21 protein-coding genes and 1 tRNA gene are annotated in these 22,689 nt (G+C 77.6%); 13 read left to right on the top strand and 9 right to left on the bottom strand.

Annotated features, from left to right (window positions below):
- Nucleotides 1-176: 176 nt before the first annotated feature.
- From ACRYR7_RS06180 to ACRYR7_RS06190, 3 genes are all read left to right on the top strand, one after another.
- Nucleotides 177-1,439, top strand: coding sequence for an MFS transporter (locus ACRYR7_RS06180; protein ID WP_432571198.1), 1,263 nt, complete (start codon nt 177-179; stop codon nt 1,437-1,439).
- Nucleotides 1,432-1,950, top strand: a complete 519-nt coding sequence (locus ACRYR7_RS06185; RefSeq protein WP_432571199.1) for a GNAT family N-acetyltransferase — start codon at nt 1,432-1,434, stop codon at nt 1,948-1,950. The genes ACRYR7_RS06180 and ACRYR7_RS06185 overlap by 8 nt, the downstream gene beginning before the upstream one ends.
- Nucleotides 1,951-2,011: 61 nt before the next feature.
- Entirely contained in the window at nt 2,012-3,259 is a 1,248-nt protein-coding gene (locus ACRYR7_RS06190; RefSeq protein WP_432571200.1) for an Nramp family divalent metal transporter, read from the top strand.
- Nucleotides 3,260-3,369: 110 nt separating this feature from the next.
- On the opposite strand, the gene ACRYR7_RS06195 is transcribed toward ACRYR7_RS06190, so the two are convergent.
- The 4 genes from ACRYR7_RS06195 to ACRYR7_RS06210 all read right to left on the bottom strand — a co-directional run bounded on the left by ACRYR7_RS06195 (nt 3,370) and on the right by ACRYR7_RS06210 (nt 8,568).
- Entirely contained in the window at nt 3,370-5,166 is a 1,797-nt protein-coding gene (locus ACRYR7_RS06195; protein WP_432571201.1) for a S9 family peptidase, read from the bottom strand.
- 87 nt (nt 5,167-5,253) lie between these two features.
- Nucleotides 5,254-6,294, bottom strand: coding sequence for a hemolysin family protein (locus ACRYR7_RS06200; RefSeq protein ID WP_432571202.1), 1,041 nt, complete (start codon nt 6,292-6,294; stop codon nt 5,254-5,256).
- Complete coding sequence (locus ACRYR7_RS06205; protein WP_432571203.1) at nt 6,291-7,730, bottom strand: hemolysin family protein; 1,440 nt, start codon at nt 7,728-7,730, stop codon at nt 6,291-6,293. The genes ACRYR7_RS06200 and ACRYR7_RS06205 overlap by 4 nt, the downstream gene beginning before the upstream one ends.
- A 136-nt stretch (nt 7,731-7,866) precedes the next feature.
- Nucleotides 7,867-8,568 carry a YqjF family protein gene (locus ACRYR7_RS06210; RefSeq protein ID WP_432571242.1) on the bottom strand — a complete coding sequence of 234 codons (702 nt, stop codon included), beginning with the start codon at nt 8,566-8,568 and terminating at the stop codon, nt 7,867-7,869.
- A gap of 198 nt (nt 8,569-8,766) precedes the next feature.
- On the opposite strand from ACRYR7_RS06210, the gene ACRYR7_RS06215 reads away from it, so the two are divergent.
- Together ACRYR7_RS06215 and ACRYR7_RS06220 are read left to right on the top strand one after the other, a co-directional pair.
- Entirely contained in the window at nt 8,767-9,783 is a 1,017-nt protein-coding gene (locus ACRYR7_RS06215) for an ATP-binding protein (RefSeq protein WP_432571204.1), read from the top strand.
- A gap of 47 nt (nt 9,784-9,830) precedes the next feature.
- Nucleotides 9,831-10,280 carry a hypothetical protein gene (locus ACRYR7_RS06220; protein ID WP_432571205.1) on the top strand — a complete coding sequence of 150 codons (450 nt, stop codon included), beginning with the start codon at nt 9,831-9,833 and terminating at the stop codon, nt 10,278-10,280.
- Here ACRYR7_RS06220 and ACRYR7_RS06225 read toward each other — a convergent pair.
- Nucleotides 10,267-10,989 carry a Crp/Fnr family transcriptional regulator gene (locus ACRYR7_RS06225; RefSeq protein ID WP_432571206.1) on the bottom strand — a complete coding sequence of 241 codons (723 nt, stop codon included), beginning with the start codon at nt 10,987-10,989 and terminating at the stop codon, nt 10,267-10,269. The genes ACRYR7_RS06220 and ACRYR7_RS06225 overlap by 14 nt on opposite strands.
- A gap of 75 nt (nt 10,990-11,064) precedes the next feature.
- On the opposite strand from ACRYR7_RS06225, the gene ACRYR7_RS06230 reads away from it, so the two are divergent.
- The 7 genes from ACRYR7_RS06230 (at nt 11,065) to ACRYR7_RS06260 (ending at nt 18,310) form a co-directional block, all read left to right on the top strand.
- Nucleotides 11,065-11,715, top strand: a complete 651-nt coding sequence (locus ACRYR7_RS06230; protein ID WP_432571207.1) for a chemotaxis protein CheB — start codon at nt 11,065-11,067, stop codon at nt 11,713-11,715.
- A gap of 63 nt (nt 11,716-11,778) precedes the next feature.
- Nucleotides 11,779-13,056, top strand: coding sequence for a PP2C family protein-serine/threonine phosphatase (locus ACRYR7_RS06235; RefSeq protein WP_432571208.1), 1,278 nt, complete (start codon nt 11,779-11,781; stop codon nt 13,054-13,056).
- A gap of 289 nt (nt 13,057-13,345) precedes the next feature.
- Nucleotides 13,346-14,308, top strand: coding sequence for a right-handed parallel beta-helix repeat-containing protein (locus tag ACRYR7_RS06240; protein ID WP_432571209.1), 963 nt, complete (start codon nt 13,346-13,348; stop codon nt 14,306-14,308).
- Nucleotides 14,287-15,258 carry a right-handed parallel beta-helix repeat-containing protein gene (locus tag ACRYR7_RS06245; protein ID WP_432571210.1) on the top strand — a complete coding sequence of 324 codons (972 nt, stop codon included), beginning with the start codon at nt 14,287-14,289 and terminating at the stop codon, nt 15,256-15,258. Before ACRYR7_RS06240 ends, ACRYR7_RS06245 begins: the two co-directional genes overlap by 22 nt.
- A gap of 49 nt (nt 15,259-15,307) precedes the next feature.
- Nucleotides 15,308-16,270 (top strand): hypothetical protein, encoded by a 963-nt coding sequence (locus ACRYR7_RS06250; protein ID WP_432571211.1) that lies wholly within the window; start codon nt 15,308-15,310, stop codon nt 16,268-16,270.
- Between the two features lie 157 nt (nt 16,271-16,427).
- A complete protein-coding gene (locus tag ACRYR7_RS06255; RefSeq protein ID WP_432571212.1) occupies nt 16,428-17,327 on the top strand; it encodes a hypothetical protein in 900 nt (299 codons plus the stop codon).
- 56 nt (nt 17,328-17,383) lie between these two features.
- Complete coding sequence (locus tag ACRYR7_RS06260; RefSeq protein ID WP_432571213.1) at nt 17,384-18,310, top strand: hypothetical protein; 927 nt, start codon at nt 17,384-17,386, stop codon at nt 18,308-18,310.
- A 39-nt stretch (nt 18,311-18,349) separates the two neighbouring features.
- Here ACRYR7_RS06260 and ACRYR7_RS06265 read toward each other — a convergent pair whose 3' ends face one another.
- The 3 genes from ACRYR7_RS06265 to ACRYR7_RS06275 all read right to left on the bottom strand — a co-directional run bounded on the left by ACRYR7_RS06265 (nt 18,350) and on the right by ACRYR7_RS06275 (nt 21,459).
- The gene (locus ACRYR7_RS06265; RefSeq protein WP_432571214.1) at nt 18,350-20,239 is read right to left on the bottom strand and encodes a SpoIIE family protein phosphatase; all 1,890 of its coding nucleotides are present in this window, start codon (nt 20,237-20,239) and stop codon (nt 18,350-18,352) included.
- Nucleotides 20,240-20,365: 126 nt separating this feature from the next.
- Nucleotides 20,366-20,439, bottom strand: a tRNA-Pro gene (locus ACRYR7_RS06270).
- Nucleotides 20,440-20,538: 99 nt separating this feature from the next.
- Nucleotides 20,539-21,459: a metallophosphoesterase gene (locus ACRYR7_RS06275; RefSeq protein WP_432571215.1), complete on the bottom strand. Its 921-nt coding sequence runs from the start codon at nt 21,457-21,459 to the stop codon at nt 20,539-20,541.
- 112 nt (nt 21,460-21,571) lie between these two features.
- Here ACRYR7_RS06275 and ACRYR7_RS06280 point away from each other — a divergent pair, with 112 nt between their 5' ends.
- Nucleotides 21,572-21,991 carry a GatB/YqeY domain-containing protein gene (locus ACRYR7_RS06280; protein ID WP_432571243.1) on the top strand — a complete coding sequence of 140 codons (420 nt, stop codon included), beginning with the start codon at nt 21,572-21,574 and terminating at the stop codon, nt 21,989-21,991.
- Between the two features lie 9 nt (nt 21,992-22,000).
- Here ACRYR7_RS06280 and ACRYR7_RS06285 read toward each other — a convergent pair whose 3' ends face one another.
- On the bottom strand, nt 22,001-22,687 hold the full coding sequence (locus tag ACRYR7_RS06285) for a GOLPH3/VPS74 family protein (RefSeq protein ID WP_432571216.1): 687 nt from the start codon (nt 22,685-22,687) through the stop codon (nt 22,001-22,003).
- Nucleotides 22,688-22,689: the final 2 nt, after the last annotated feature.

The following is a 22,689-nucleotide window of genomic DNA, read 5'->3' on the forward strand; positions in this document are numbered from 1 at the left end:
CGTGCGCGTCCCGGGCCGCGCGCCACGCCCGGGAGGTGCTGCCGGGCAACGTCTTCGGGGACCCGCCGCGGCGGTGCGGGAACACCCGCGCTCCCGTGCGCGATGATCGGGGTGTCGACAGGCGACGGCGCGCTGCTCGAACACCCCCACCCGCACCGGCAGGAAGAAGCTCCACCGTGCCCCTCGCCCTCCTGGCCCTGGCCGTCGGCGCCTTCGGGATCGGGACCACCGAGTTCGTCTCCATGGGGCTGCTGCCCCAGGTGGCCGAGACGTTCGGCGTGTCCATCCCGCTGGCCGGCTGGATCGTCACGGCCTACGCCGTCGGCGTCGTCGTGGGTGCGCCCACGCTCACGGCGCTGACCCACTCGCTCTCCCGCAAGCGCGTCCTGGTCGGCCTGACCGGCGTGTTCGTCGTCGGCCACGTCGCCACCGCGCTGGCCCCCACGTTCGAGGCGCTCGTCGCCGCCCGGTTCTTCACCGGCCTGGCCCACGGGGCGTTCTTCGGCACCGCGGCGGTCGTGGCGCGCGCGCTGGCGCCCGCGGGAAAGGAGGGCCGGGCCATGTCGCTGGTGTTCGCCGGCCTCACCGTCGCCAACGTCGTCGGCGTGCCGCTGGGCACGTGGGTCGGCCAGCAGTTCGGCTGGCGCGTGACGTACGGCCTGGTCGGGGTGATCGGCCTGGTCACCGCCGCGGCCATCACGGCGCTGGTGCCCTCGGTGAGCACCTCCGACGGCCCGCTGCGCGCGCAGTTCGCCGCCTTCCGCCGCGCCCAGGTGTGGCTGACGATGCTCATCACGGTCATCGGCTTCGGCGGGATGTTCGCCGTGGTCAGCTACGTCGCGCCGCTGCTGACGGAGGAGGCCGGGTTCGCCGAGTCGTCGGTGTCGTGGGTCCTGGTGCTCTTCGGCCTGGGCGCCACCGCGGGCAACCTGCTCGGCGGACGGCTGTCGGACTGGTCCGTGCAGCGCACCCTGGTGATGGGCATGTCCGCGCTGGTCGTGGTCTTCGCCGCGCTGTTCGCGGCGGCCTCCTCGCGCGCCGGCGCGGCCGCCGGGGTCTTCCTGTTCGCCTTCGCGGCCTTCTCGATGTCCTCGGCGATCCAGACGCGCGCCATCGTCGCCGCCGGCGGCGGGGCGAGCATGGCCTCGGCCGCCATGCAGGCGGCGTTCAACACCGGCAACGCGGCGGGCGCCTTCCTCGGCGGGGCGGTCATCGACGCCGGCGCCGGCTACGCCGCCACCGCCCTGGTCGCCGCGGGCCTGTCGGTGCTGGGGCTGGGCGTGCTGGCGATCGCCACCCGCGCCGACGCCACCGGCCGCGCCCCGCTGGACCCGGCCGTGGCCGCGGTGCCGGCGCAGCGCCGCCGCACCCCCGCGGTGCAGTCCCCGGCGCAGTCCCCGGTGCAGTCCCCGGTGCAGCGGGAGGACGCCGGTGCCTGAGACCGGGACGGGCACGACGGACGGGACGAGCGGGGCGCGCGGGGCGGCGGGCGCGCCGCGGGTGTCCGTGGTGCCCGCCGAGCGCGGCGACGCGCGGCTGGAGGCGCTGCTGGTCGAGGCCGTCGACGAGCTGCTGCGCCGCTACCCCTCGGGCAGCCGGGAGGAGTACCACCTCGCGCCCGGCACGAGGTTCCTGCTGGGCCTGCTGGACGGCGAGCCGGTCGGGTGCATCGCGCAGGCCGACGCCGACCCGGCGGAGTTCCCCGACGGCGTGGACATGAAGCGGGTATTCGTGCGCGCGCTCGCGCGCGGGCACGGCGTGGCCACCCGGATGGTCGCCGCCTTCGAGGAGCTGGCGCGCGAGCGCGGCGCGCGGCGGGTGCGGCTGGAGACGGGCACCGCGCAGCCGGAGGCGGTCGCGCTGTACGAGCGGCTGGGCTACGAGCGCGTCCCGGCGTTCGGGCAGTGGGCCGACAGCCCGCTGTGCCTGTGCTACGGCAAGGAGCTCTGAGCCCCCCGCCACCGGGCGCGCTCCGATTTCGGGGCGCCGAAATCCTGTGTACGGTCGGCCCGTGACCACCGACACCCGCGCCGCGCGGCGGGCGCGCACCCCCGCCCCCGGGCGGGGGCTGCTGCGCCTGCTCGGCCCCGCGTTCGTCGCCGCCGTCGCCTACGTCGACCCCGGCAACGTCGCCGCGAACCTCACCGCCGGCGCCGGCTACGGCTACCTGCTGCTGTGGGTGCTGGTGGCCGCCAACGCCATGGCGGTGCTCGTGCAGTACCTGTCCGCCAAGCTCAGCGTCGTCAGCGGCCGCACGATGCCCGAGCTGCTGCGCGAGCGCCTGGGCACCCCCGCCCGCCTGGCCTACTGGGGCCAGGCCGAGCTCGTCGCGATCGCCACCGACCTCGCCGAGGTCATCGGCGGCGCCGTCGCCCTGAACCTGCTGTTCGGCACCCCCCTGCTGGTGGGCGGGCTCATCACCGGCGCGGCCTCGCTGCTGCTGCTGGCCCTGCACAACAGGGCCGGGGTGCGCTGGTTCGAGGCGGCCGTCGTGGCGCTGCTGCTCGTGGTCGTCGCCGGGTTCGTCTCCGGGGTGCTCCTCGCACCGCCGGACCCGGGCGAGGCCGCCGCCGGCCTGGTGCCCCGCTTCGCCGGCGCCGAGACGGTCCTGCTCGCCGCGAGCATGCTCGGCGCCACCGTCATGCCGCACGCGATCTACCTGCACTCGGCGGTGGCCCGCGACCACCACGGCGCCGTCGAGGCCGCCGGCACCCGCCGGGTGCTGCGCGCCACCCGCGTCGACGTGGTCGGCGCGCTCGTCCTGGCCGGCGTGGTGAACATCTCCATGCTGCTGCTGGCCGCGTCCGCGCTGCGCGGGGTGGAGGGCACCGACACCCTCGAGGGCGCGCACGCCGCCGTCCTGGGCACCCTCGGGCCCGGCGCGGCGCTGCTGTTCGCGATCGGGCTGCTGGCCTCCGGCCTGGCCTCGACCTCGGTGGGCGCCTACGCCGGCTCGGTCATCATGGAGGGGCTGCTGCGCGTGCACGTGCCGCTGCTGGCGCGCCGCGCGATCACCCTGGTGCCGGCGCTGGTGTGCCTGGGCGCCGGGGTGGACCCCACCCGCGCCCTCGTCGTCAGCCAGGTCGTGCTCAGCTTCGGCATCCCGTTCGCGCTGGTGCCGCTGGTGCGCCTGACCGGCGACCGCGCCCTCATGGGCGAGCACGTCAACCTCCGGGGCACCCGGGTGGCCGCGAGCCTCGCGGTGACCCTCGTCGTCGCCCTCAACGTCGCCCTGCTGTACCTGACGCTCCTCGGCTGACCCCCGCCACCCCGCCCCGCTCCCTCCCCCTGGCCCCTCTCCCACCGTGATCAAGGAAGTGGCAACTTCCTTGATCACGGTGGGAGAGGGGGAGGAGGCGGAAGCGGGGGTCAGGGCAGGTGGCGGCGGACGAAGTCGAGCTCGACGCGCATCTGGCGCACCCGCTCGTCGTCCAGCAGGGAGCCGTGGCCAGCGTCGTAGCGGTACGTCTCGTGCACCGCGCCGCGCTGCTCCAGGCGGGCCAGGTAGTTCTCGATCTGCCGGATCGGGCAGCGCGGGTCGTTCTGCCCGGCCAGCACCAGCACCGGCGCGCGCACCGCGTCGACGTGCGTGATCGGCGAGGAGTCCTCGTACTTCTCCGGCACCTGCTGCGGGGAGCCGCCGAACAGGGAGCGGTCGAAGGCCTTCAGGCCCTCCATCTCGTCCTCGTACGCGGCGACGTAGTCGGCCACCGGCACCGCGGCCAGGCCCACCGCCCAGCGCTGCGGCTGGGTGCCCAGCCCCAGCAGCGTCAGGTACCCGCCCCAGGAGGCGCCGGCCAGCACCAGGCGCTGCGGGTCGGCCACGCCGGTGGCGACGAGGTGGTCGGCCACGGCGGCGACGTCGGCGAGCTCGGTGTGCCCCACGCGCTGCTCCAGCGCGTCGCGCCAGGCCGAGCCGTAGCCGGTGGAGCCGCGGTAGTTCACCTGCACGACGGCGAAGCCCTCGTCCACCCAGGTGGCCGGGTAGGCGCGGAAGGCGTCGGTGTCGTGGTGGGTGGGGCCGCCGTGGACCTCCACCACCAGCGGCAGCGGGCCGTGCGCGCCCGGCGGGCGGCGCAGCAGCGCGTGCACGCGCCCGCCCTCGCCGTCGACCCAGACGTCCTCCACCGGCACCGACTCCGGCGCCGGCTCGCCCGGGGCGCGCAGCAGCACGTCCCCGGACAGGGTGCGCACCGCCGTGGGGCGCTGCGCCGAGGACCACGCCAGCCACACCTCGCCGTCGGGGCGGGCGGTGGCCGCGCCGACGGTCCCCTCGCGCGGGCCGATCGCGCTGACGTCGCCGGTGGTCAGGTCCACCCGGTGCAGCAGGGTGCGGGCCCGGTGGTCCACCAGCACCAGCAGCCCGCGCGCGTCGCGGGTCCACTCCGCGCCGGCCACCTCCCCGGGCACGCCGAGCACGACGGGGGTCTCCTCGCCGGTGCTCACGTCGAGCACGAGCAGCTCGGCGCGGCCGGCGCGCTCGTGCTCGACGAGCAGGCGCGGGTCGCCGGGCACGGGCGCGAACGCCACCGGCGAGACCCCCCTGCCGGGGCCGTCGGACAGCTCGCGCACCGTCGAGCCGTCGTCGAGGCGCACCACCCGCAGGTCGGGGTGGCGCGAGTCGCCGTGCTCGGAGTGCGACAGCGCCACCCACCGCTCGTCCAGGGACAGGTCGCCGACGTAGGCGTCCTCGCGGTGCTCGTACAGCACCCGCGAGCGCCCGCCGGCCACGACGTGCACGCGGGTGCCGTAGTCGTCGTCGCTGCCGCCGGCCACGACGACGCCGCTGCGGCCCAGGGCCAGGCCCGCCGGGTAGGCGGCCGGCAGCCCGAGGGGGTCCTCCACGCCCTGGCCGGGGCCGGAGCCGAACGGCTGGCGCCGCCACACCCCGAACTCGTCGCCGGCGGTGTCGTCGAACCACCACACGAACTCCCCCGCCGGGTCGATGGTGGCGGTGGAGGTGCCCTCGGGGCGGTCGGTGGCGCGGTGCAGCGCACCGGTGCCGGCGTCGAAGGAGTGCACCTCCAGCACGCCGTTCACCGTGGCCTCCACCACGCAGCGGTCCGGGGCGTCCTCGGCCCACTCCGGCAGCCCGACCCGGCCGGCGCGGAAGCGCCGCTCCCACACGGGCACCTCGGGGGCTGCGGGTTCCTGCGGTTCGCTCACGGGCCGATCGTGCCACGGCGGGCGGGCCGGCTCAGCCGGGCGAGCGGGCCGCCCGCCCGGTCCGCCCGGTCCGCCCGGCCCGCCCGCTCAGCCCGCCGCGGCCGCGGCGGGCGCCTGCTCGGGCAGGAGGCGGCGCAGCACGTCGGCCAGCGTGACCAGGCCGTGCACGGCGGTGCCGTCCGGGCCGGCGCCGGTGACCAGGGCGAGGTGGTTGCGGGTCTCGCGCATCCGCGTCAGGGCGGCGTGCACGGTGGTGCCGGCGTCCAGGGTGAACACCGGCCGCACGAACGGGGCCACGCCCGCGTCGTCGGGTTCGGTGAGGGTGTCGCGCACGTGCACCACGCCGGTGACGCGCTCGCCCTCCCCGACGAGGACGCGCAGGTGCCCGGTGCGGCGGGTGACCTCGCGCACGTCCCCGGCGGTGGCGCCGGGGGGCACCGCGGCGAGCGCCGCACCGGGGCGCAGCAGCTCGCGCACCGTCATGCGCTGCAGCTCCAGGGCCCCGGAGAGCTGCGCGGAGAACCGCGCGTCCAGCGCCCCGACGTTCGCGGAGTGCTCCAGCAGGTGGCGCAGCGCGTCGGGGCTGTGCCCGGCGGCGACCTCGTCGGCCGGTTCGGCGCCGGCGCGGCGCACCAGCGCGTTGGCCGCGGAGTTCAGCAGCTTCAGCACGGGGCGGAACACCCGCATGAAGGCGCGCATCGGGATCGCCAGCAGGACCGCGGAGCGCTCCGGGTGGGCGATGGCCCAGGACTTCGGGGCCATCTCGCCGACCACGAGGTGGACGAACGTGACGACGAACAGGGCCAGGACGAACCCCAGGACGTCGGCGGCCACCGCCGGCAGGCCGACGGCCTCGAACAGCGGGGTCAGCCAGTGGTGCACCGCCGGCTTGCTGATGGCGCCCAGCGCCAGGGTGCAGGCGGTGATGCCGAGCTGCGAGCCGGCCAGCAGGACGGTCAGCTCCGAGGAGCTGCGCAGCGCGGCGCGGCCGGAGGCGGTGCCGGCGGCGTCCTCCAGGCGGTGCCGCTTGGCGGCCAGCAGCGCGAACTCCACCGCCACGAAGAACGCGCTCAGCGCGACGATGAGGACGGTCGCCGGGACGACGACCCACGGGTCGTCACTGCTCATCGGGGGCTCTCCTGGTGGGTGGTGCCGGTGGTGGTGCCGGCGTCGCCGGCGGTGGCGTCGGCGGGGGCGTCGGCGGGGGCGTCGGCGGGGGCGTCGGGCAGTTCCAGGCGGACCCGGGAGGGGACGTGGCGCTCGACGGTCAGGACCGTCACGCGCAGCACGCGGGGCGCGGCGTCCCCGCCCAGGGCCAGGTCGGCCGGGTCGGCGGGCAGCTCCACGTCCAGGACGGTGCCCGGCTCGGGAAGGCCGCCGTGGGCGGCGATCGCCAGGCCGGCGACCGTCTCGTGGTCCCCGCGCGGCAGGTCCACGCCCAGGGCGCGCTCGACCTCGTCGACGTGCACCTCGCCGGGCACCTCCCACACGCCGTCGCCCCGCACCGGCACGTACCCCGTGCCCTCGTCGTGCTCGTCGGTGATCTCCCCGACGAGCTCCTCGGCGAGGTCCTCGACGGTGACGACGCCGGCGAACCCGCCGTGCTCGTCGACGACGCAGGCGAGCTGGTTCTTCGTCCCGGCCAGCCGGCGCAGCACGTCGGGCAGGGCGGTGAGGGTGGAGACGACCAGCGGCGGGCGCGCGATGGCGGTGACGGGGGCGCTGTCGGGCTCGGCGGTGGCCAGCAGGTCGGCCAGGTGCACGACGCCGACGACGTCGCCGCTGCCGGCCTCCACCACCGGGTAGCGCGAGTGGCCCACGGCCATCAGGGCGCGCACCAGCCCCAGGTCGTCGGTGTCCGCGACGGTGTCCACGCGCGAGCGCGGGACCATCGCGTGCTCGGCGTCGCGCTGGGGGAAGTCCAGGATCCGGTCCAGCAGCACGGCCAGGTCCTCGGGCAGGTCCCCGCTCTCGCGGGACTCCTCCACGATGTGCTCCAGGTCCCGGGCGGTCGCGGCGTGCTCGACGTCGTGGACCGGCTCGATGCGCAGGGCGCGCAGCAGCGCGTTGGAGGAGCGGTCGAAGACCTGCACCAGCGGGCCGAAGACCTTCAGGTAGACCAGGGTGGAGCGCGCCAGCCACGTGGCCACCGGCGCGGGGCGGGCGATGGCGTAGTTCTTCGGGAACAGCTCGCCGAAGAGCATCTGCACGAACGTGGAGAAGACCAGCGCGAGGACCGCGCCGGTCGCCACGCTCACGGCGGTGGGGACCCCCACCCCGCCGAGCAGGGCGCCGAGGGACTCGCCGATGAGCGGCTCGGCCACGTACCCCACGAGCAGGCCGGTGACGGTGATGCCGAGCTGGGCGCCGGAGAGCATGAACGAGGTGCGGCGGGTGACCGAGAGGGCCCGGCGGGCCGCGCCGTCGCCGGCGGCGGCGCGGGCGTTGAGCTCGGAGCGGTCCACCGACATGTAGGCGAACTCCTGCGCCACGAAGTACGCGGTCGCGGCGGTGATGAGGAGCACGACGAGCACGCCGAGCAGGAGGGTGAGCACGTCCGTCACCGGTCGCGCACCCCCTCGGCGGTGCGGGGGCGCGCGGGCTGCGCGGTGACGGGGCGGGTACTCGGGGGGTCGTCGGAACGGTCGTCGCGCACGGCGGCGGCTGTCCTCTCCTGTTCGGGTGCGGGTGTCCCCCGGCTCAACGCCCCGGTGCGGGCCCGGGTTCCCCGGGCAGCGCGAAGCGGGTGGTGACGCGCCGGGCGAAGGCGACGTGGTCGGGGGCGCGGTCGGCCAGCCCGGCGAACCCGGCGGCGGCGAGCAGGCCGTCGTCCAGCTCCAGCACCTCCGCGCGGCGCAGCGGCCACGGCTCGTGCTCGTTGGCGATCCAGCGGGTGCGGCCGCGCAGCGCCACGTGCAGGCCGTAGCGGGCGCTGACGAACGTCGCCACGTCGTCGGGGGCGCTCAGCGGCCCGCCCTCGCGCACCGCGACGCGGCTGGTGGCCCCGCCGCGCGTGCGGCACGTCCACAGCAGCTCGCGGGCGCCGTCGCGCACCCGCTGGGCGTGGCGCATGCGCGACCACCGGTACGGCAGCGCGAACACCGCGCGCGCCCCGAGCACCACCGCCAGCCGGGAGGCGTCCAGGCTGGCGAACACGACGCCGCGGTGGCCGGCGTCGTCGACGGAGTAGAAGCGCACGTTCGTCTCCAGGAACGTGCCGAGGAAGGGCACCGCGGGCAGCTGCCCGGGCGCGGCGCCGCGCAGCGTGAACGGCAGCAGCCCCACGTAGGTGCGCCCGTCGAGCACGTCGGGGCGGGTGCCCGGCGGCAGGTGCGGGGCGACCAGCGCGGGGTCGACGGCCCAGTGCAGGAAGGCGATGTCGTCCCAGTGCTGGTGCATCATCACCGGGCCCGGCAGGGGCGTCGCGGTCGTGGCGGGCAGGCGGTCGATCACCGCACCAGGGTGGTGCGCGCGGCGCCCGGTGGCGCGGCGAGGTCCCTCGCGCCCTAGGGCCTTCGACCCTCGGTCACGCATCCTCTACCGTGCGTGGTGAAGTGCCGAGCGCGGCACGGACCGGGCCGCCGGGGCGAAGGGGGGACCGTGCACGACGCCGACCGCTCGCTGCCGCTGCCCGCCGAGCCGGCCAGCGCCGCCCTCGCCCGCCGGCACGTGCGTCGCGTCCTGGCCGGCGCCGTGGCCGAGGACGTCGTCACCGACGCCGAGGTGTGCGCCAGCGAACTCGTCACCAACGCCGTGCTGCACGCCGGCGGCACGGTCGTGCTCACCGTCCACGCCCCGGGGGACGCGGCGGGGGACGCGGCGGGGGACGGCCCCGGCCCGGTGCGCCTGGAGGTCGCCGACCCCTCCCCCGTCGCCCCGCAGTGGGTGCCGCGCAGCCTCACCGCCACCACCGGCCGCGGCCTGCCGCTGATCACCGCGCTCAGCGTCGCGCGCGGCACCGAGGTGCACCCCGCCGGCGGGGGCAAGACCGTCTGGTGCGAGCTGAGCACCGCGGCGGCGCGCCCCGGCGGGGCCGGCCCGACGCCGGACGCGGACTCGCTGCTGGCCGCCGAGTGGGCTTCCATCGCCGACGAGCTCGCCGGTGAGCCGACCAGCGGGTCCACCGGCCCCGGCCCCGCCGCCCCCGCGCCGGGCGCCGGCGCCGGGGCGCCCCCGGTGCGGCTGCTGCGCTTCCCGCTGCGGCGCGGGGTGCGCCTGCGCGAGCACCGCGAGGCGGTGCTGCGCGAGCTGCGGCTGCTGGGCATGGCGCACGCCTTCACCGACCCCGGCACCGAGCGGCTCGCCGGGGACGTCACCGACCTGCTGACCGCGGAGTACGGCGGGCACCTCAACCCCGCCGAGGTCCGCAAGATGGCCGCCCTGGCCGCCGGGCTGGAGTGCGTGGACCTGGAGTACGCGCGCCGGCCGGACCACCTGGCGCTGCTGGAGCGCTGGATCGAGCGCATGGCGGAGGTCGACCGCCTCGGCCGCGCCGGCGCGCTGCTCACCGCGGTCGAGCCGCCGGACGTGGCCGAGCTGGCGCGCTGGATCGTCGGGGAGTTCGGCCGGCAGCTGCGCGGCGGCGAGCCGCGTCCGTGGGAAGGCTCGCTGGACTGACCCCCGGGCCGGGGTGAGCGCTCGACCGGCGCGGTTAGCGTCGTGGCGTGGCAGCGCTGGAGGACCCCGCCGACCCGTTCACCCTGCGCGATCAGCGGATCGCCGACCGGCAGCGGGAGATCGACGAGCGCGCCCGGCGGGCGGCGGAGGCGGTCGCGCACACCCGCGACGTGGACGCCCGCGTGCGCGCGCGCGCCGAGCGCCTGCAGCGCGTGCTCGCCGCCGCCCCGGTGGCGCACGCGCCGGCGGTGGAGCGGGGCGCGGCCGGGGACGCCGCGGGGAGCGGCGAGGACGTGGCGGCCCTGCGGGCCGCGCTGCGCGCGGCGCACGAGCAGGTCGCCGTGCAGGCGGAGCAGCTCGGCGCGCTGCGCGGCGCGCTGGCCGAGGCGGAGGCGGAGCTGGCGTCCACCCTGCAGGAGCTGCGGGCGCTGAACGAGGAGCTGCAGGAGCGGCACCCGTGCGCCGGCGCGCCCGCGGCGGGGTTCACCCGGCGGTGAGCCGGTCGAACTCCTCGCGCAGCAGCAGGTAGCAGTCGCAGGAGGCGTCGAGCAGGCCCTCGCGGTCGACGATCGTGATCCGCCCCCGGGTGTAGCGGATCAGCCCGGCGCTCTGCAGCACGCCCGCGGTGAGGGAGACCGTGGGCCGGCGCACGCCGAGCATCTGCGCGAGGAACTCCTGGGTCAGGGGGAACTCCGGTGCGCCGACGCGGTCGGCGGTCATGAGCAGCCAGCGGGCGGCGCGCTCCTCGACGGTGTGCTGGGTGTTGCACGCCACGTTCTGCGCGAGCTGGATGATCATGGCCTGGGTGTAGCGGGACAGGGCGCGGTGCAGCGAGCCGTCCCCGCGCAGGACCTCCTGCAGCGCCTCCACGCTCATCCGCAGGCTGTCCCCCTCGACCTGGGAGAACGTGGCGTTGGGGCTGCGGGTGGTGCCCAGGAACGCCGGCAGGCCCACGAACCCCTCCGGCCCGATCGTGCCTACCTCCACGACGACCTGGTCGTCGACGAGCGCGACGTGCGAGAAGACCGCCGTGAGCGGGAAGTAGACGTGCTCGACGGGCTTGCCCCTGTCGTAGACGCTCTCCTTCAGCGCCGTGCGCACCCGCTCGCAGCGCGCGAGCACGCGCGCGAACTCCGTCTCGGGCAGGGAGCGCAGGATCGCGTTGCGCCGAGGGTCCACGTCCGTCGCGCTCGTCGGGTCGTCCACGTCCACCCCCTACCCCGGGGGAGGCGTCCTCACGCGCTCCGTCAGGTACCTGACGCAACGACGTACAGTGGCGCCGTGCTGAGCAGCTCGGCGCCGGGACCGGCGTTCGACGCGGTGGTCCTGGCCGCCTCCTTCGGCGGGCTGGAGGCCCTGACCGCCGTGCTGGGCGCGCTGCCCGGCGACTTCCCCGTGCCGGTGGCGGTCGTGCAGCACCGCGCCCCGGGCGGCGACCTGCTGCCGGGCCTGCTGCGCTCGCGCACCGCGCTGCCGGTGCACGTGCCCGCGCACGGCGCGGACCCCGCGGCCGCCGCGCGCTCCCTGGACCTCACCCGGCCCGGCGTGCACGTGCTGCCGCCGCGCGCGGCGGGCGCGCCCGGCACCGCGCCGGGCACCGCGCCCGTGCCCCACCAGGCCGACGACGTGCTGAGCGCGGTGGCCGCCCGGCACGGCGCCCGCACCTGCGCCGTGGTGCTCACCGGCCGGCTGGACGACGGCGCCTGCGGCGTGCGGGCCGTCAAGCGCGCCGGCGGGTGGGTGCTGGTGCAGTCCCCGGCGGAGGCGCGGGCAGCGGGGATGCCGACGGCGGCGATCGCCACCGGCTGCGCGGACCTGGTGCTGCCGCTGCGCGCGCTGGGGCCGGCGGTGCTGGCGCTGTCCCTGGCGCCGGGCGCGACGGACTTCTTCGCCCGGCCCGTGCAGCCCTGGGCTGACCTGGCCGGCGCCTGAGCCCGCGGGGCCGCGGGCGGGGAACCGGCTCGCCCGGCGGGGCCGGGCCGCGATGATGGGGCCGTGAGCGAGCAGCGGCACCTGACCGGCGAGGTCGCCGTGGCGGCCGCGCGCCTGTTCGACGGCGTCCTGCGGCGCACCCACCTGTCGGCCCCCCACGACGTCGCCGGCGTCGTCGCCGGGGAGCTGCGCGAGGCGCTGGGCGCCGGGGAGGTGCAGCTCTGGCTGGCGGGCTACGAGCAGGCCGGCCTCGTGCCCGTGCCGGGACCGGGGACGGTGCGGCGCGAGGTCCAGCCCGTGGACGGCTCCATGGCCGGGCGGGCCTTCAGCACCGCCGGCGTCGTGGGCGCCGCGGCGGAGCCCGGCCCGGACGGCGGCGCCCGCCGGCGGCTGTGGGTGCCGCTGCTGGACGGCACCGACCGCCTGGGGGTGCTGGAGCTGACGCTGCCCGTGGCCGCCGAAGGCGCCCGGGTGGAGCAGGACGTGCTGAGCGTGCTGGAGCGCTGCGCGCACCTGGTGGCGATGGTGGTGGCCAGCAAGGACATGTACGGCGACGTCTTCGCCCGCCTGCAGCGCGCCGAGCCGCTGACGGTGGGCAGCGAGATGGTGCGCGCGGTGCTGCCGCCGCAGACGTACGCCACCGACGACCTGGTCGTCTCCGGGGCGCTGGAACCGGCGTACGACAACGGCGGCGACGCCTTCGACTACGCCGACGACGAGGAGTGCCTGCACCTGGCCGTCTTCGACGGCATGGGCCACGGCCTGGCGGCCTCGGCGGTGACGACGCTGGCGGTGGCCGCGTACCGGCGCGCGCGGCGCACCGGGCTGGACCTGCCGGCCACGTACGCCGAGGTCGACGCGGCCGTGGCCGGCCAGTTCGGCGGGGACCGGCACGTCACCGCGGTGCTGGCCCGCCTGGACCGGGCCACCGGCGCGCTGTCGTGGGTCAGCGCCGGGCACCCCCCGCCGCTGCTGCTGCGCGGCACCCGGGTCGTGAAGACCCTGCGGGCCCGGCCGTCGTTCCCGCTGGGCTGGTCGTTCGGCGGTGACGTGAGCGTGGCGGAGGAGGTGCTGCAGTCCGGCGACGCGGTCCTGCTCTACACCGACGGCCTCGTCGAGGCCCGCCGCGAGGACGGCGAGCTGCTGGGCGTGGAGGGGCTCTCGGACTTCCTGGAGCAGCAGGCGGCCGCCGGGCAGCCCGCGGCGGAGACGCTGCGCCGGCTGCGCCGCACGATCCTCAGCCGGCCGGGCGTCTCGCTGCGCGACGACGCCACCGCCCTGCTGGTGGAGTGGCGCCGCGGCGGCGAGCACGCCCTGGTGCCGCAGACCGTCGAGGGCTGAGCCCCGCCCCCACCGGCCGGAACCCGCCCCGGGTCCCCGCGCAGGTCCCCGCCCGCGGGACCGCTCCGGGCGGGCGCGACGGGTCTACCCTCGGAGGGACGAGGACGTCCCGACCGCAGGGGTCGCAGGAGCCCTCAGCAGGTCACCGTGCGAGACGGCAGCGCAGCCACCGCACCCGCCGCCCCGCTCCGCACCCGCCCGGCCACCGCGCCCGGCGGGTCCCCCCCGCCGGGCGAGCGCGGCAGCGCGCCGGCGGGACCCCGAGCGCACCCACCCGAAGGAGACGACCGTGCTCCCCCGCCCGACCCCCCGCCCGACCCCCCGCCCGACCCGCCGCCCGACCCGCCGCAGGGCCCGCACCGCCGGGGTCCTGAGCGCAGCCTGCGCGGCGCTGAGCGCCGGCGCGCTCGCGCCCACCGCCGCCGCCGCGCCCCCGCGCGCGGTCGTCGTGCCGTGCGGGGCGGTGCTCACCACCAGCGTGCGCCTGGCCGCGGACGTCGTCTGCCCCGACGGGCGCGGGCTGACCCTGGCCGCCGACGGGATCGAGCTGAACCTCAACGGCCACCGCCTCACCGGCCCCGGCCGCGGCAGCGGGGCCGTGGAGAGCGGCCCGACCGGCGTGCGCGTGGCCGCCGACGGCGTCGTGGTGCGCGGCGGCACCGTGCGCGGCTGGGGCGCGGCCGTGTCCGGCCGCGCCGGGGTCACCGCCCCGCAGGACCCGCAGCAGCCCCACCCCGACGCTGTGCTGCGCGCCGCGGTGCGCGACGCGCACCTGGAGGGCAACGGACACGGCGCCGAGGCGCTGGAGGGCGTCGCGCTGACGCTGGAGCGCACGCGGCTGAGCGGCAACGTGCGCGGCGCCGGCGCCTACGGCGGCGGGCGCCTGCTCGTGCGGGGCTCCACCGTCGAGCGCAACGCCACTGGCCTGCACGCCTCCGCCGTGCCCCGCGACGGGCTCGTCCTGCGCGACGTCCTGGTGCGGCGCAACACCTCCCACGGAGTCTCGTGCAGCACCGACGGCCACCTCGACGCCACCGGCGTCACGTTCCAGCGCAACGGCACCGGGCTGGAGGTCTTCCTGTGCGCCGGACGCGTGGCGGACTCGGCGTTCGTGTGGAACGGCCGGCACCTCTCCGGCTTCCTCGCCACCGGCGACGTGTTCACGATCACCTGCACCGGCGCCACCCGCGACGGCGGCGCGCTGGACCTGGAGCGCCTGACGGTGCAGCCGTGCGCGCCGACGGCCCCGTGACGGCGGCCGCCGGCGGCCGGGGGGGAGCCGTGCCGCGCGGCGGGGGAACCACCCGCGCGCGCACCGCGCCCGCCGCGGGGCTGCTCGCCACCGCCCTGCTCGCCGCGAGCGCGCCCACCGCCACCGCCGCGCCCCCGCGCGCGGTCGTCGTCCCGTGCGGGGCGGTGCTCACCACGAGCGCGCGCCTGGCCGCCGACGTCGTCTGCCCCGGCGGCCAGGGCCTGACCCTGGCCGCCGACGGGATCGAGCTGAACCTCAACGGCCACGACCTCACCGGCCCGGGGGCCGCCTCCACCCTCACCACCGGGGTGCTGGTGGAGGCCGACGGCGTCGTCGTGCGCAACGGGCGCGTGAGCGGCTGGGCGTCGGGGGTGCGCGCCGGCGTGGACCGCGACCTGCGCCTCGCCCTGCAGACCTCCAGCGCGACCGTGCGCGGCGTGCGCCTGGAGGGCAACGGCACCGGCGCCCACGCGATCGACGGCGGCTCCCTGAGCGTGCGCGGCTCCCGGCTGGCCGGCAACGGGCTGGGCGGGTACGCGTACCACCGCGGCCGCCTGCTCGTGGAGGGTTCCACCGCCGAGGGCAACGACACCGGCCTGTTCGCCTACGGCGACGACCGCGACGGCTTGGTCGTGCGCGGCAGCACCGTGCGCGGCAACCGGAGCAGCGGGGTGGCCTGCGGGCAGAGCGGCGACGTGGTGCTGGAGCGCACCACCGTGCAGCGCAACCCCGTCGGCCTGGACCTCGACGCGTGCAGCGCGCGGATCACCGGGTCCGCGTTCGTGTGGAACACCGTGCACGCCGCGGTGCGCCTGGACCTCGGGGACGTCCTGACCGCCCGCTGCACCGGCGCCACCCGCGACGGCGGGCCGCTGCCGTTCCCCGTGGAGCCGTGCGGGCCGGGCAGCGCGCCCGCCGCGAGCACCGGGAGGGGGTGGCCCGCCGGCTGAGCACCCCACCCGTCCACCCGCCCACCCGCTCGACCCGGAGGAGACCGCCGTGCACCACCCGACCCGCCGCAGGAGCCGCACCACCGGGGCCCGCACCGCCGGGACCCGCACCGCCGGGGTCCTGAGCGCCGCCGGCGCCCTGCTCGCCACCGCCCTGCTCACCCCCGGCACCGCGACCGCCGCGCCCCCGCGCGCTGTCGTCGTCCCGTGCGGGGCGGTGCTCACCACGAGCGTGCGCCTGGCCGCCGACGTGGACTGCCCCGGCGGTGAGGGCCTGACCCTGGCCGCCGACGGGATCGAGCTGAACCTCAACGGGCACCGCCTCACCGGCCCCGGCGCCGCCGGGGGCGGCGTGGGCGTGCGGGTGCAGGCCCAGGGCGTGACGGTGCGCGGCGGCACGGTGCGCGGCTGGGGCGCCGGGCTCGACGCCGGCGCCGACTACGACGAGGGCGAGCCGGAGCGGCCCGTCAGCGCGAGCGTGCGCGCCGCGCGGTTCGAGGGCAACGGCGGCGCGGTCACCGTCGGGCTGGGCGGCGGCGTGGTCGTGCGGGACACCTGGTTCACCGGCAACCGGATCGCCGGGTCCTCGATCCGCGGCGGGCAGCTGATCGTGGAGCGCTCCACCGCCGACGGCAACGGCGAGGGCTTCTCCTCCTTCGAGGTCGAGCCCGGCGGCCTGGTGCTGCGCGAGAGCGCCGTGCGGCGCAGCCGCGGCTCGGGGGTGGGCTGCGGGCAGGGCGGGTGGGTGGACCTGCACCGCACCTCGCTGCAGCGCAACGCGGTCGGGGTGAACGCCTTCCAGTGCACCGTGCGGATCCAGGACTCCGCGTTCGCCTGGAACGGCCGGCACGTGCAGGCCTCGCTGGTGGAGTGGGACGTGGTCGCCTTCCGGTGCACGACGTTCACCGCGGACGGCGGCCCGCTGGGCGTGCCGCTGCGGCCGTGCCACCAGCCGCCCGGCGGCAGCACCGCGCCGGGCACCCGCGTCACCGGCACGTTCGACGCGCTGTAGCCGCCGGGGTCCGGCGTCCTGCCCCGACAGCACCCGCGAGGAGTAATCGAGGCATTACCCTCAGTAGGGACAGCGGTGGCACGGCCGGGCGGCGCGGGACGCGCCCCCCGCGCGACGGCGCCCCGAGCCCCGCCCGCACCCCTGGAGGAGAGCACCCGTGCCCCACCGCCCCCTGCTGACCGCCGCCTGCGCGCTGCTGGCCACCGGCCTGACCGCCCCGGCGGCCGCCGCGGCACCGCCGCGGGCCACCACCGTGCCGTGCGGGGCGGTGCTCACCACCAGCGTGCGCCTGGCCGCCGACGTCGTCTGCCCCGGAGGCGAGGGCCTGACCCTGGCCGCCGACGGGATCGAGCTGAACCTCAACGGGCACCGCCTCACCGGCCCGGGCACCGACCACGGCACCGTCGGGGTGCGGGTGCGCGCGCGCGACGTGGTGGTGCGCAACGGCACCGTGGGCGGCTGGGGCAGCGGCGTCGTGGCCGGCACCGACGCCTACGAGGAGGAGCGGCGGGGCCCCGTCGGCGCGAGCGTGCGCGCCGCGCGCCTGGAGGGCAACGGCACCGGCGTCGACGTGCGCGAGGACGGCGCCGTCGAGGTGCGCGGCACCTGGTTCAGCGGCAACGACCTCGCCGGCGGCTCCGTCACCGGCGGGCGCCTGCTCGTCGAGGGCTCCACCGCCGACGGCAACCGGCGCGGGTTCTCCTCCTTCGACGTCGGCTGGGACGGGCTGGTGCTGCGCGGCACCACGGTGCGCGGCGGCGCCTACGGCGTCGGCTGCGAGCAGGACGGCCACCTCGTCCTGCGGGGCAGCACCGTGCAGCGCACCGGCACGGCGCTGCGGGCCTCGCAGTGCAGCGCGCACGTGGAGGACTCCGCGTTCGCCTGGAACGACCGGCACGTGGGGCGCTTCCTCGTCGACACCGACAGCGTCGAGTTCCGCTGCACCACCTTCTCCCGCGACGGCGGCCCGCTGGACGTGCCGCTCACCGCGTGCGACCCCTCGGCGCCGGCCACCGCGCCCGGCACGCGCGTGTCGGGCACGTTCGCGCCGCTCTGAACCTCGCCCCGCCGACCACCGCCGACCCGCCGACCACCGCCGTCGAGGAGACCCCCGTGCGCCACCGCCCCGCCCCCCGCGCCCTCCTCCGCGCCGCCGGCGCGCTCGCCGGCGCCCTGCTCACCACCGCCCCGCTCGCCCCCGCGGCCGCCGCACCCCCGCGCGCCGTCGTCGTGCCCTGCGGGGCGGTGCTCACCACGAGCGTGCGCCTGGCCGCGGACGTCGTCTGCCCCGGCGGCGAGGGCCTGACGCTGGCCGCCGACGGGATCGAGCTGAACCTCAACGGCCACAGCGTCACCGGCCCGGGGGCCGACCCCACCGCCGGGACCGTCGGGGTGCGGGTGCGCGCGCGCGACGTCGTGGTGCGCGGGGGCACCGTGCGCGGCTGGACGACGGGGGTGCTCAGCGGCACCCACTACGTGGAGGAGGCGCCCGAGGGGGACGTCGGCGGGCTCGTGCGCGAGGTGCGCCTGCAGGCCAACACCACCGGTGTCGTCTCCCGCGCCGAGTCGTCCCTGACGGTGCGCGCCAGCAGGCTCACCGGCAACCGCCTCGGCGGCCACGCCTGGGGCTGGGGCCGCCTGCTCGTCGAGGGGTCCACCGCCGACGCCAACGGCACCGGCTTCAGCGCCTTCGAGGTCGAGGACGGCGGTTTCGTCCTGCGCGGCAGCACGGTGCGCGACAGCCGCGGCACCGCGGTCTCCTGCGACCAGGACGCCGTCGTCGTGGTGCAGCGCAGCACCCTGCAGCGCAACGGCGCCGGGCTGGACGCCTTCCTGTGCAGCGCGCGCATCGAGGACTCGCAGCTGCGGTGGAACGGGCGGCACTTCGCCTCCCTGTACCTCGTCGACCACGACCGCGTGCAGGTGACGTGCACGAGCTTCTCGCGCGACGGCGGGCCGCTGCCCTTCGAGGCCGAGCCGTGCGCGGTGGGCGGGCGGGTCTCCGGCACGGTGCAACCGCTGACGGGGCTGCCCGGCTGACCCGCCCGGCGCCCCGGACCCCGGACCCCGGACCCCGGGCTACGGCTGCCGCAGCGGCGGGGCGGTCCCCGGCGCGGCGGGCGGCAGGACCTGCGGCCCGGCCTCGCCGGGGCGCGGGCCGTCCTCGGGGTGGGCGCGCAGCACCAGCAGCGCGACGTCGTCCTCCGGCGGGCCGTCGAGGCGGGCGAGCAGGGCGTCGCACAGCTCCTCGACGGGCAGGTGGTGCAGCTGCTCCAGGGTGGTGCGCAGCCACTCCAGGCCGTCCTGCAGCGGGGCGTCGCGGCGCTCGACGAGGCCGTCGGTGTAGAGGACGACGGTGGCGCCGGGGTCGAGGGTCACCGCGTGGTCGGTGCGCTCGACGTCGGGCAGCAGGCCCAGCAGCAGGTCCGGCGGCGCCTGGAGCAGCCGCGCGGTGCCGTCGGGGGCGAGCAGGACCGGCGGCGGGTGCCCGGCGCTGGACCAGCGCAGCGTCCGCAGCCCGGCGGCCCGCTCGGCGGGGGTCTGCTCCACCTGCGCGACCACGGCGGTGGCGAGCACGCCCACGCCGAGCTGGTGCATGGCGTGGTCCAGCCCGGACAGCACCGCGGCCGGCGGCTCGCACAGGGTGATGGACACCCCGCGCAGCAGGTTGCGGACCTGCCCCATGGCGGCCGCGGCGTCGCGGTCGTGCCCGGCCACGTCCCCCACGACGAGCGTGGTGGTGCCGGTCGGCACGAGGAAGCAGTCGTACCAGTCGCCGCCGATCTGCGCCTCGGCCGCGGCGGGCAGGTAGCGCACCGCGATCTGCAGGTGGTCCGGCTCGAACGGGGCGGTGAGCAGGCTGCGCTGCAGCGCCTCGGACAGCCGCCGCTGCTCGCCGGCCACGCGGCGCTCCTGCTCGCGGGCCTGCAGCGCGGCCAGGCTGTGGGCGCACTGCGCGGCGAAGGCGCTCATCAGCTCGAAGTCGCGGTCGGTGAAGGCCTGCGGGTCGCGCCAGCCGATCGTCAGCCCGCCCACCGAGCGGCCCGCGGCCTGCAGCGGCAGGGACACCCACGTGCCCAGACCGGTGCTGGTCACCGCCTCCTCCATCTGCGGGGTGAACGCCAGGCACTCCTCGCGGTCGCGCAGCACGACGGTGCGGCCGGTGCCGGCGGCCACGGCCACCGGCAGCGGGCTGTCCAGCGGCAGGTGCGCGAAGGTGCGGCGCGCCCGCTCCCCCAGCGAGTCGGTCAGCGTCAGCTCCAGCGCCTCCTGCCCGCCGGTGCCCGCGCGCACCGCGACGGCGCCGCCGCCGGCGCCCAGCACGCCCAGGCCGCTGCCGATGACGATGTCCGTCAGCTCCGCGACGCTCTGCGCGGCGCTGAGCCGCAGCGCCACCCGCACCATCCCGGCCAGCCGGTGCGCCTCCGCGGTCTCCACGGTCAGCGCCTCGCGCAGCTCCTGCCCGCGCACGTACAGGTCCGCCTCGGCCGGGGAGCGCACCCCGGGGGCCTCGTACGGGTCGACGCCGGAGGCGGGGAGGTGCCGCTGGCGCTCGGCGACGTAGCCGGTGACCTCCTCCACGCGGTGCAGCAGGAGCACCACCCGCCCGGCGTCGTCCAGCACGGGAGCGTTCACCGGGCTCCACCAGCGGGGGCGGAAGACCCCGTCGGGACCGGCGACGTCGTACCTCTGCACCGGCATCGTGTCCTGCCGGCCGGTGCTCAGCACCCGGTGCAGCGAGGCCTCGAGGTTCTCCGTCGCGCGGGTGCCCGGGTGGGCCGGGTTGTCGGGGAAGGCGTCGCGCACCAGCCGGCCGACGAGCTCGTGGCGCGCGCGCCCGGAACCCTCCAGGAAGGCGCGGTTGACCGTCACGAACCGCAGGTCCGTGTCCAGCACCGCGTAGGACGTGGGCATGGCGTCGAAGATGGCGGCCAGGTCCACCCGAGCGGCGTCCGTCAACTGCTGCATCCCGTCCTCCGGGGGCGAGCGCGCGCCGGCCGGCACGTGGCGGGCCGGGGCGGTCGCGCGGTGCGCGACCGCACAAAGCTAGAGGCCCAGGACCGCTCTCGCGGTCCTGGGCCTCTGATCTGCCGGTCGGGGTGACAGGATTTGAACCTGCGGCCTCTTCGTCCCGAACGAAGCGCGCTACCAAGCTGCGCCACACCCCGTGAAGCAACCTCGTAGAGTCTAGCGGACGCCCGGGGGTGCTCCGTACCGGGTCGCCCCGCCCGGCGCGGCGGGCCGCACGGGCCCTGGCGAACCACCGGTCAGCGGCGCGGCACCAGCTCCAGCAGTGTCGCCTCCGGCCGGCACGCGAAGCGGAAGGGCGAGTACGGCGAGGTGCCCAGGCCCGCGGAGACGTGCAGCCAGGCGTCGTGCCCGCCGGCCGACCAGCGCGAGAGGCCCTTGGCCTGCTCGCGCGGCAGGTCGCAGTTCGTCACCAGCGCCCCGTAGCCGGGCACGCAGAGCTGCCCGCCGTGGGTGTGCCCGGCGATGAGCAGGCCGGCGCCGTCGGCGGTCATGGCGTCCAGGGTGCGCCGGTACGGGGCGTGGGTGACGCCGATCGTCAGGTCCGCGTCGGCCGCGGCGGCGCCGGCGACGTCCTCGTAGCGGTCGTAGCGCAGGTGCGGGTCGTCCACGCCGACGAGCTCGAGGTCGAGGTCGCGCACCGCCAGGCGGGTGCGGGCGTTGTCCAGGTCCACCCAGCCGGCGTCGGTGAAGCCGCGCACCAGCTCGTCCGTGGGCAGGCGGGGCCCGTCGACCTCCGTCGGCCCGGAGCGCTTCCACAGGTACGCCGCCCAGTTGCGCGGCTGCGGGGCCCAGTAGTCGTTGGAGCCCAGCACGAACGCCCCGGGGCGCTCCAGCAGCCCCGCGTAGGCGTCCAGGACGGCGGGCACGGCGTCGACGTGGGCGAGGTTGTCGCCGGTGGTGACCACCAGGTCCGGCCGCAGGTCCGCCAGGTGCCGCACCCACTCGCGCTTGGCGCGCTGGGTGGGCACCAGGTGCAGGTCGGACAGGTGCAGCACCCGCAGCGGCGCCCTCCCCACGGGGAGCACCGGCACCACCGCGTGCCGCAGCGTGAAGGCGCGCACCTCGTACCCGGACGCGTACGCCAGCCCCGCCGCCCCGGCGAGCGCGAGCGCTCCGGCGGCGGCGGACGCGGACCTCAGGGCGCTGTGCTGCGGCATCGCACCATCCTGGCAGCCGCTCGCGGCGGGAACCCGCTGGACAGGGGGTGGGAGGATCGCCCCCGTGAGCGAGACCCTCAAGGACACCCTGCAGACCGACCTGACCACCGCGATGAAGGCCCGCGACGAGCTGCGCGCGGCGACGCTGCGCATGGTCCTGACCGCGGTGCGCGGCGAGGAGGTCGCCGGCAAGTCCGCGCGCACCCTCTCCGACGAGGAGGTCGTCACGGTCCTGCAGCGCGAGGCGAAGAAGCGCCGCGAGGCCGCCGAGGCGTACGACGGCGCCGGGCGCGCGGAGCAGGCCGAGCGCGAGCGCGCCGAGCTGGGCGTGGTGGAGACCTACCTGCCCACGCCGCTGACCGACGAGGAGCTCACCGAGCTGGTCGACGAGGCCGTGCTCATCGCCTCCGGCGAGGGCCTGACCGGCATGGGCGCCATGGGCGCGGTCATGTCGCGGCTGAAGCCGCAGGTCGCCGGCCGCGCCGACGGCAAGCGCCTCTCCAGCGCCGTGCGGGCCCGCCTGGGCGCCTGAGGCGCCCGCTCAGCTCGCGGCGGCGACGGCGGCACCGCTCGCCGCCGCCGCGGCGGCCGCCGCGCCGGACTGCGCGGCGCGCACCGCGGCCAGCACGGCCGCCCCGGCCCACTCCCCCTCGGACAGGGCCTTGGCCCGGCGCTTGAGGTCCTTGCGGCCGGCGCCCTCGGCGGGCACGACCTTCGTGACGGCGCCGACGGCGTGCAGCAGCGAGACCAGCGCCGCAGGACGCTGCTGCGCGGCGGAGGCGTCGGGCGCCTCCAGCGCGGCCACCACGGACGCCAGCAGCTCCTTGCGGGTGGCGACGTCGGGGTGGGTGCGGCCCAGCTTCAGGAACGCGCCCGGGGTGCGCCGGGCCAGGCCGGCGGCGGCCAGGCGCTCGTGCACCCGGCCCGCCAGGCGGCGGTCGGCGATCTTCTGCACGGCCCCGCGGGCGCCGGTGCTGCGCTCCGCCGGCAGCTTGCCCAGCGCCTCGTCGAGCAGGTCGTCGCCCGTGGCCGGGCCGGGCACCGCGCGCAGCTTGTCCCCGCCCCAGCGCCCGCCGTCCTCGACCTGCACGCGCTCGCGCAGCGCCAGCTCCAGCAGCAGGGCCCCGGCCAGGGCCGGCGCGAGCTCCTGGGAGCCGACCACCGGCCGACCCGTCTCGGGGGACTGCAGCAGCAGGGCGAGGTCCTCGGCGATCAGGCGCGCGCCCACGG

The sequence above is a fragment of the Kineococcus gurbantunggutensis genome (assembly GCF_050871925.1).
Lineage (GTDB): Bacteria > Actinomycetota > Actinomycetes > Actinomycetales > Kineococcaceae > Kineococcus.

Bases quoted from the DNA above. Each gene is read 5' to 3' on its own strand.
- ACRYR7_RS06280 (WP_432571243.1), top strand. From the start codon at position 21,572: ATGAAGGCCCGCGACGAGCTGCGCGCGGCGACGCTGCGCATGGTCCTG.
- ACRYR7_RS06275 (WP_432571215.1), bottom strand. From the start codon at position 21,459: ATGCCGCAGCACAGCGCCCTGAGGTCCGCGTCCGCCGCCGCCGGAGCG.
- ACRYR7_RS06210 (WP_432571242.1), bottom strand. From the start codon at position 8,568: ATGATGCACCAGCACTGGGACGACATCGCCTTCCTGCACTGGGCCGTC.
- ACRYR7_RS06265 (WP_432571214.1), bottom strand. From the start codon at position 20,239: ATGCAGCAGTTGACGGACGCCGCTCGGGTGGACCTGGCCGCCATCTTC.
- ACRYR7_RS06200 (WP_432571202.1), bottom strand. From the start codon at position 6,294: ATGAGCAGTGACGACCCGTGGGTCGTCGTCCCGGCGACCGTCCTCATC.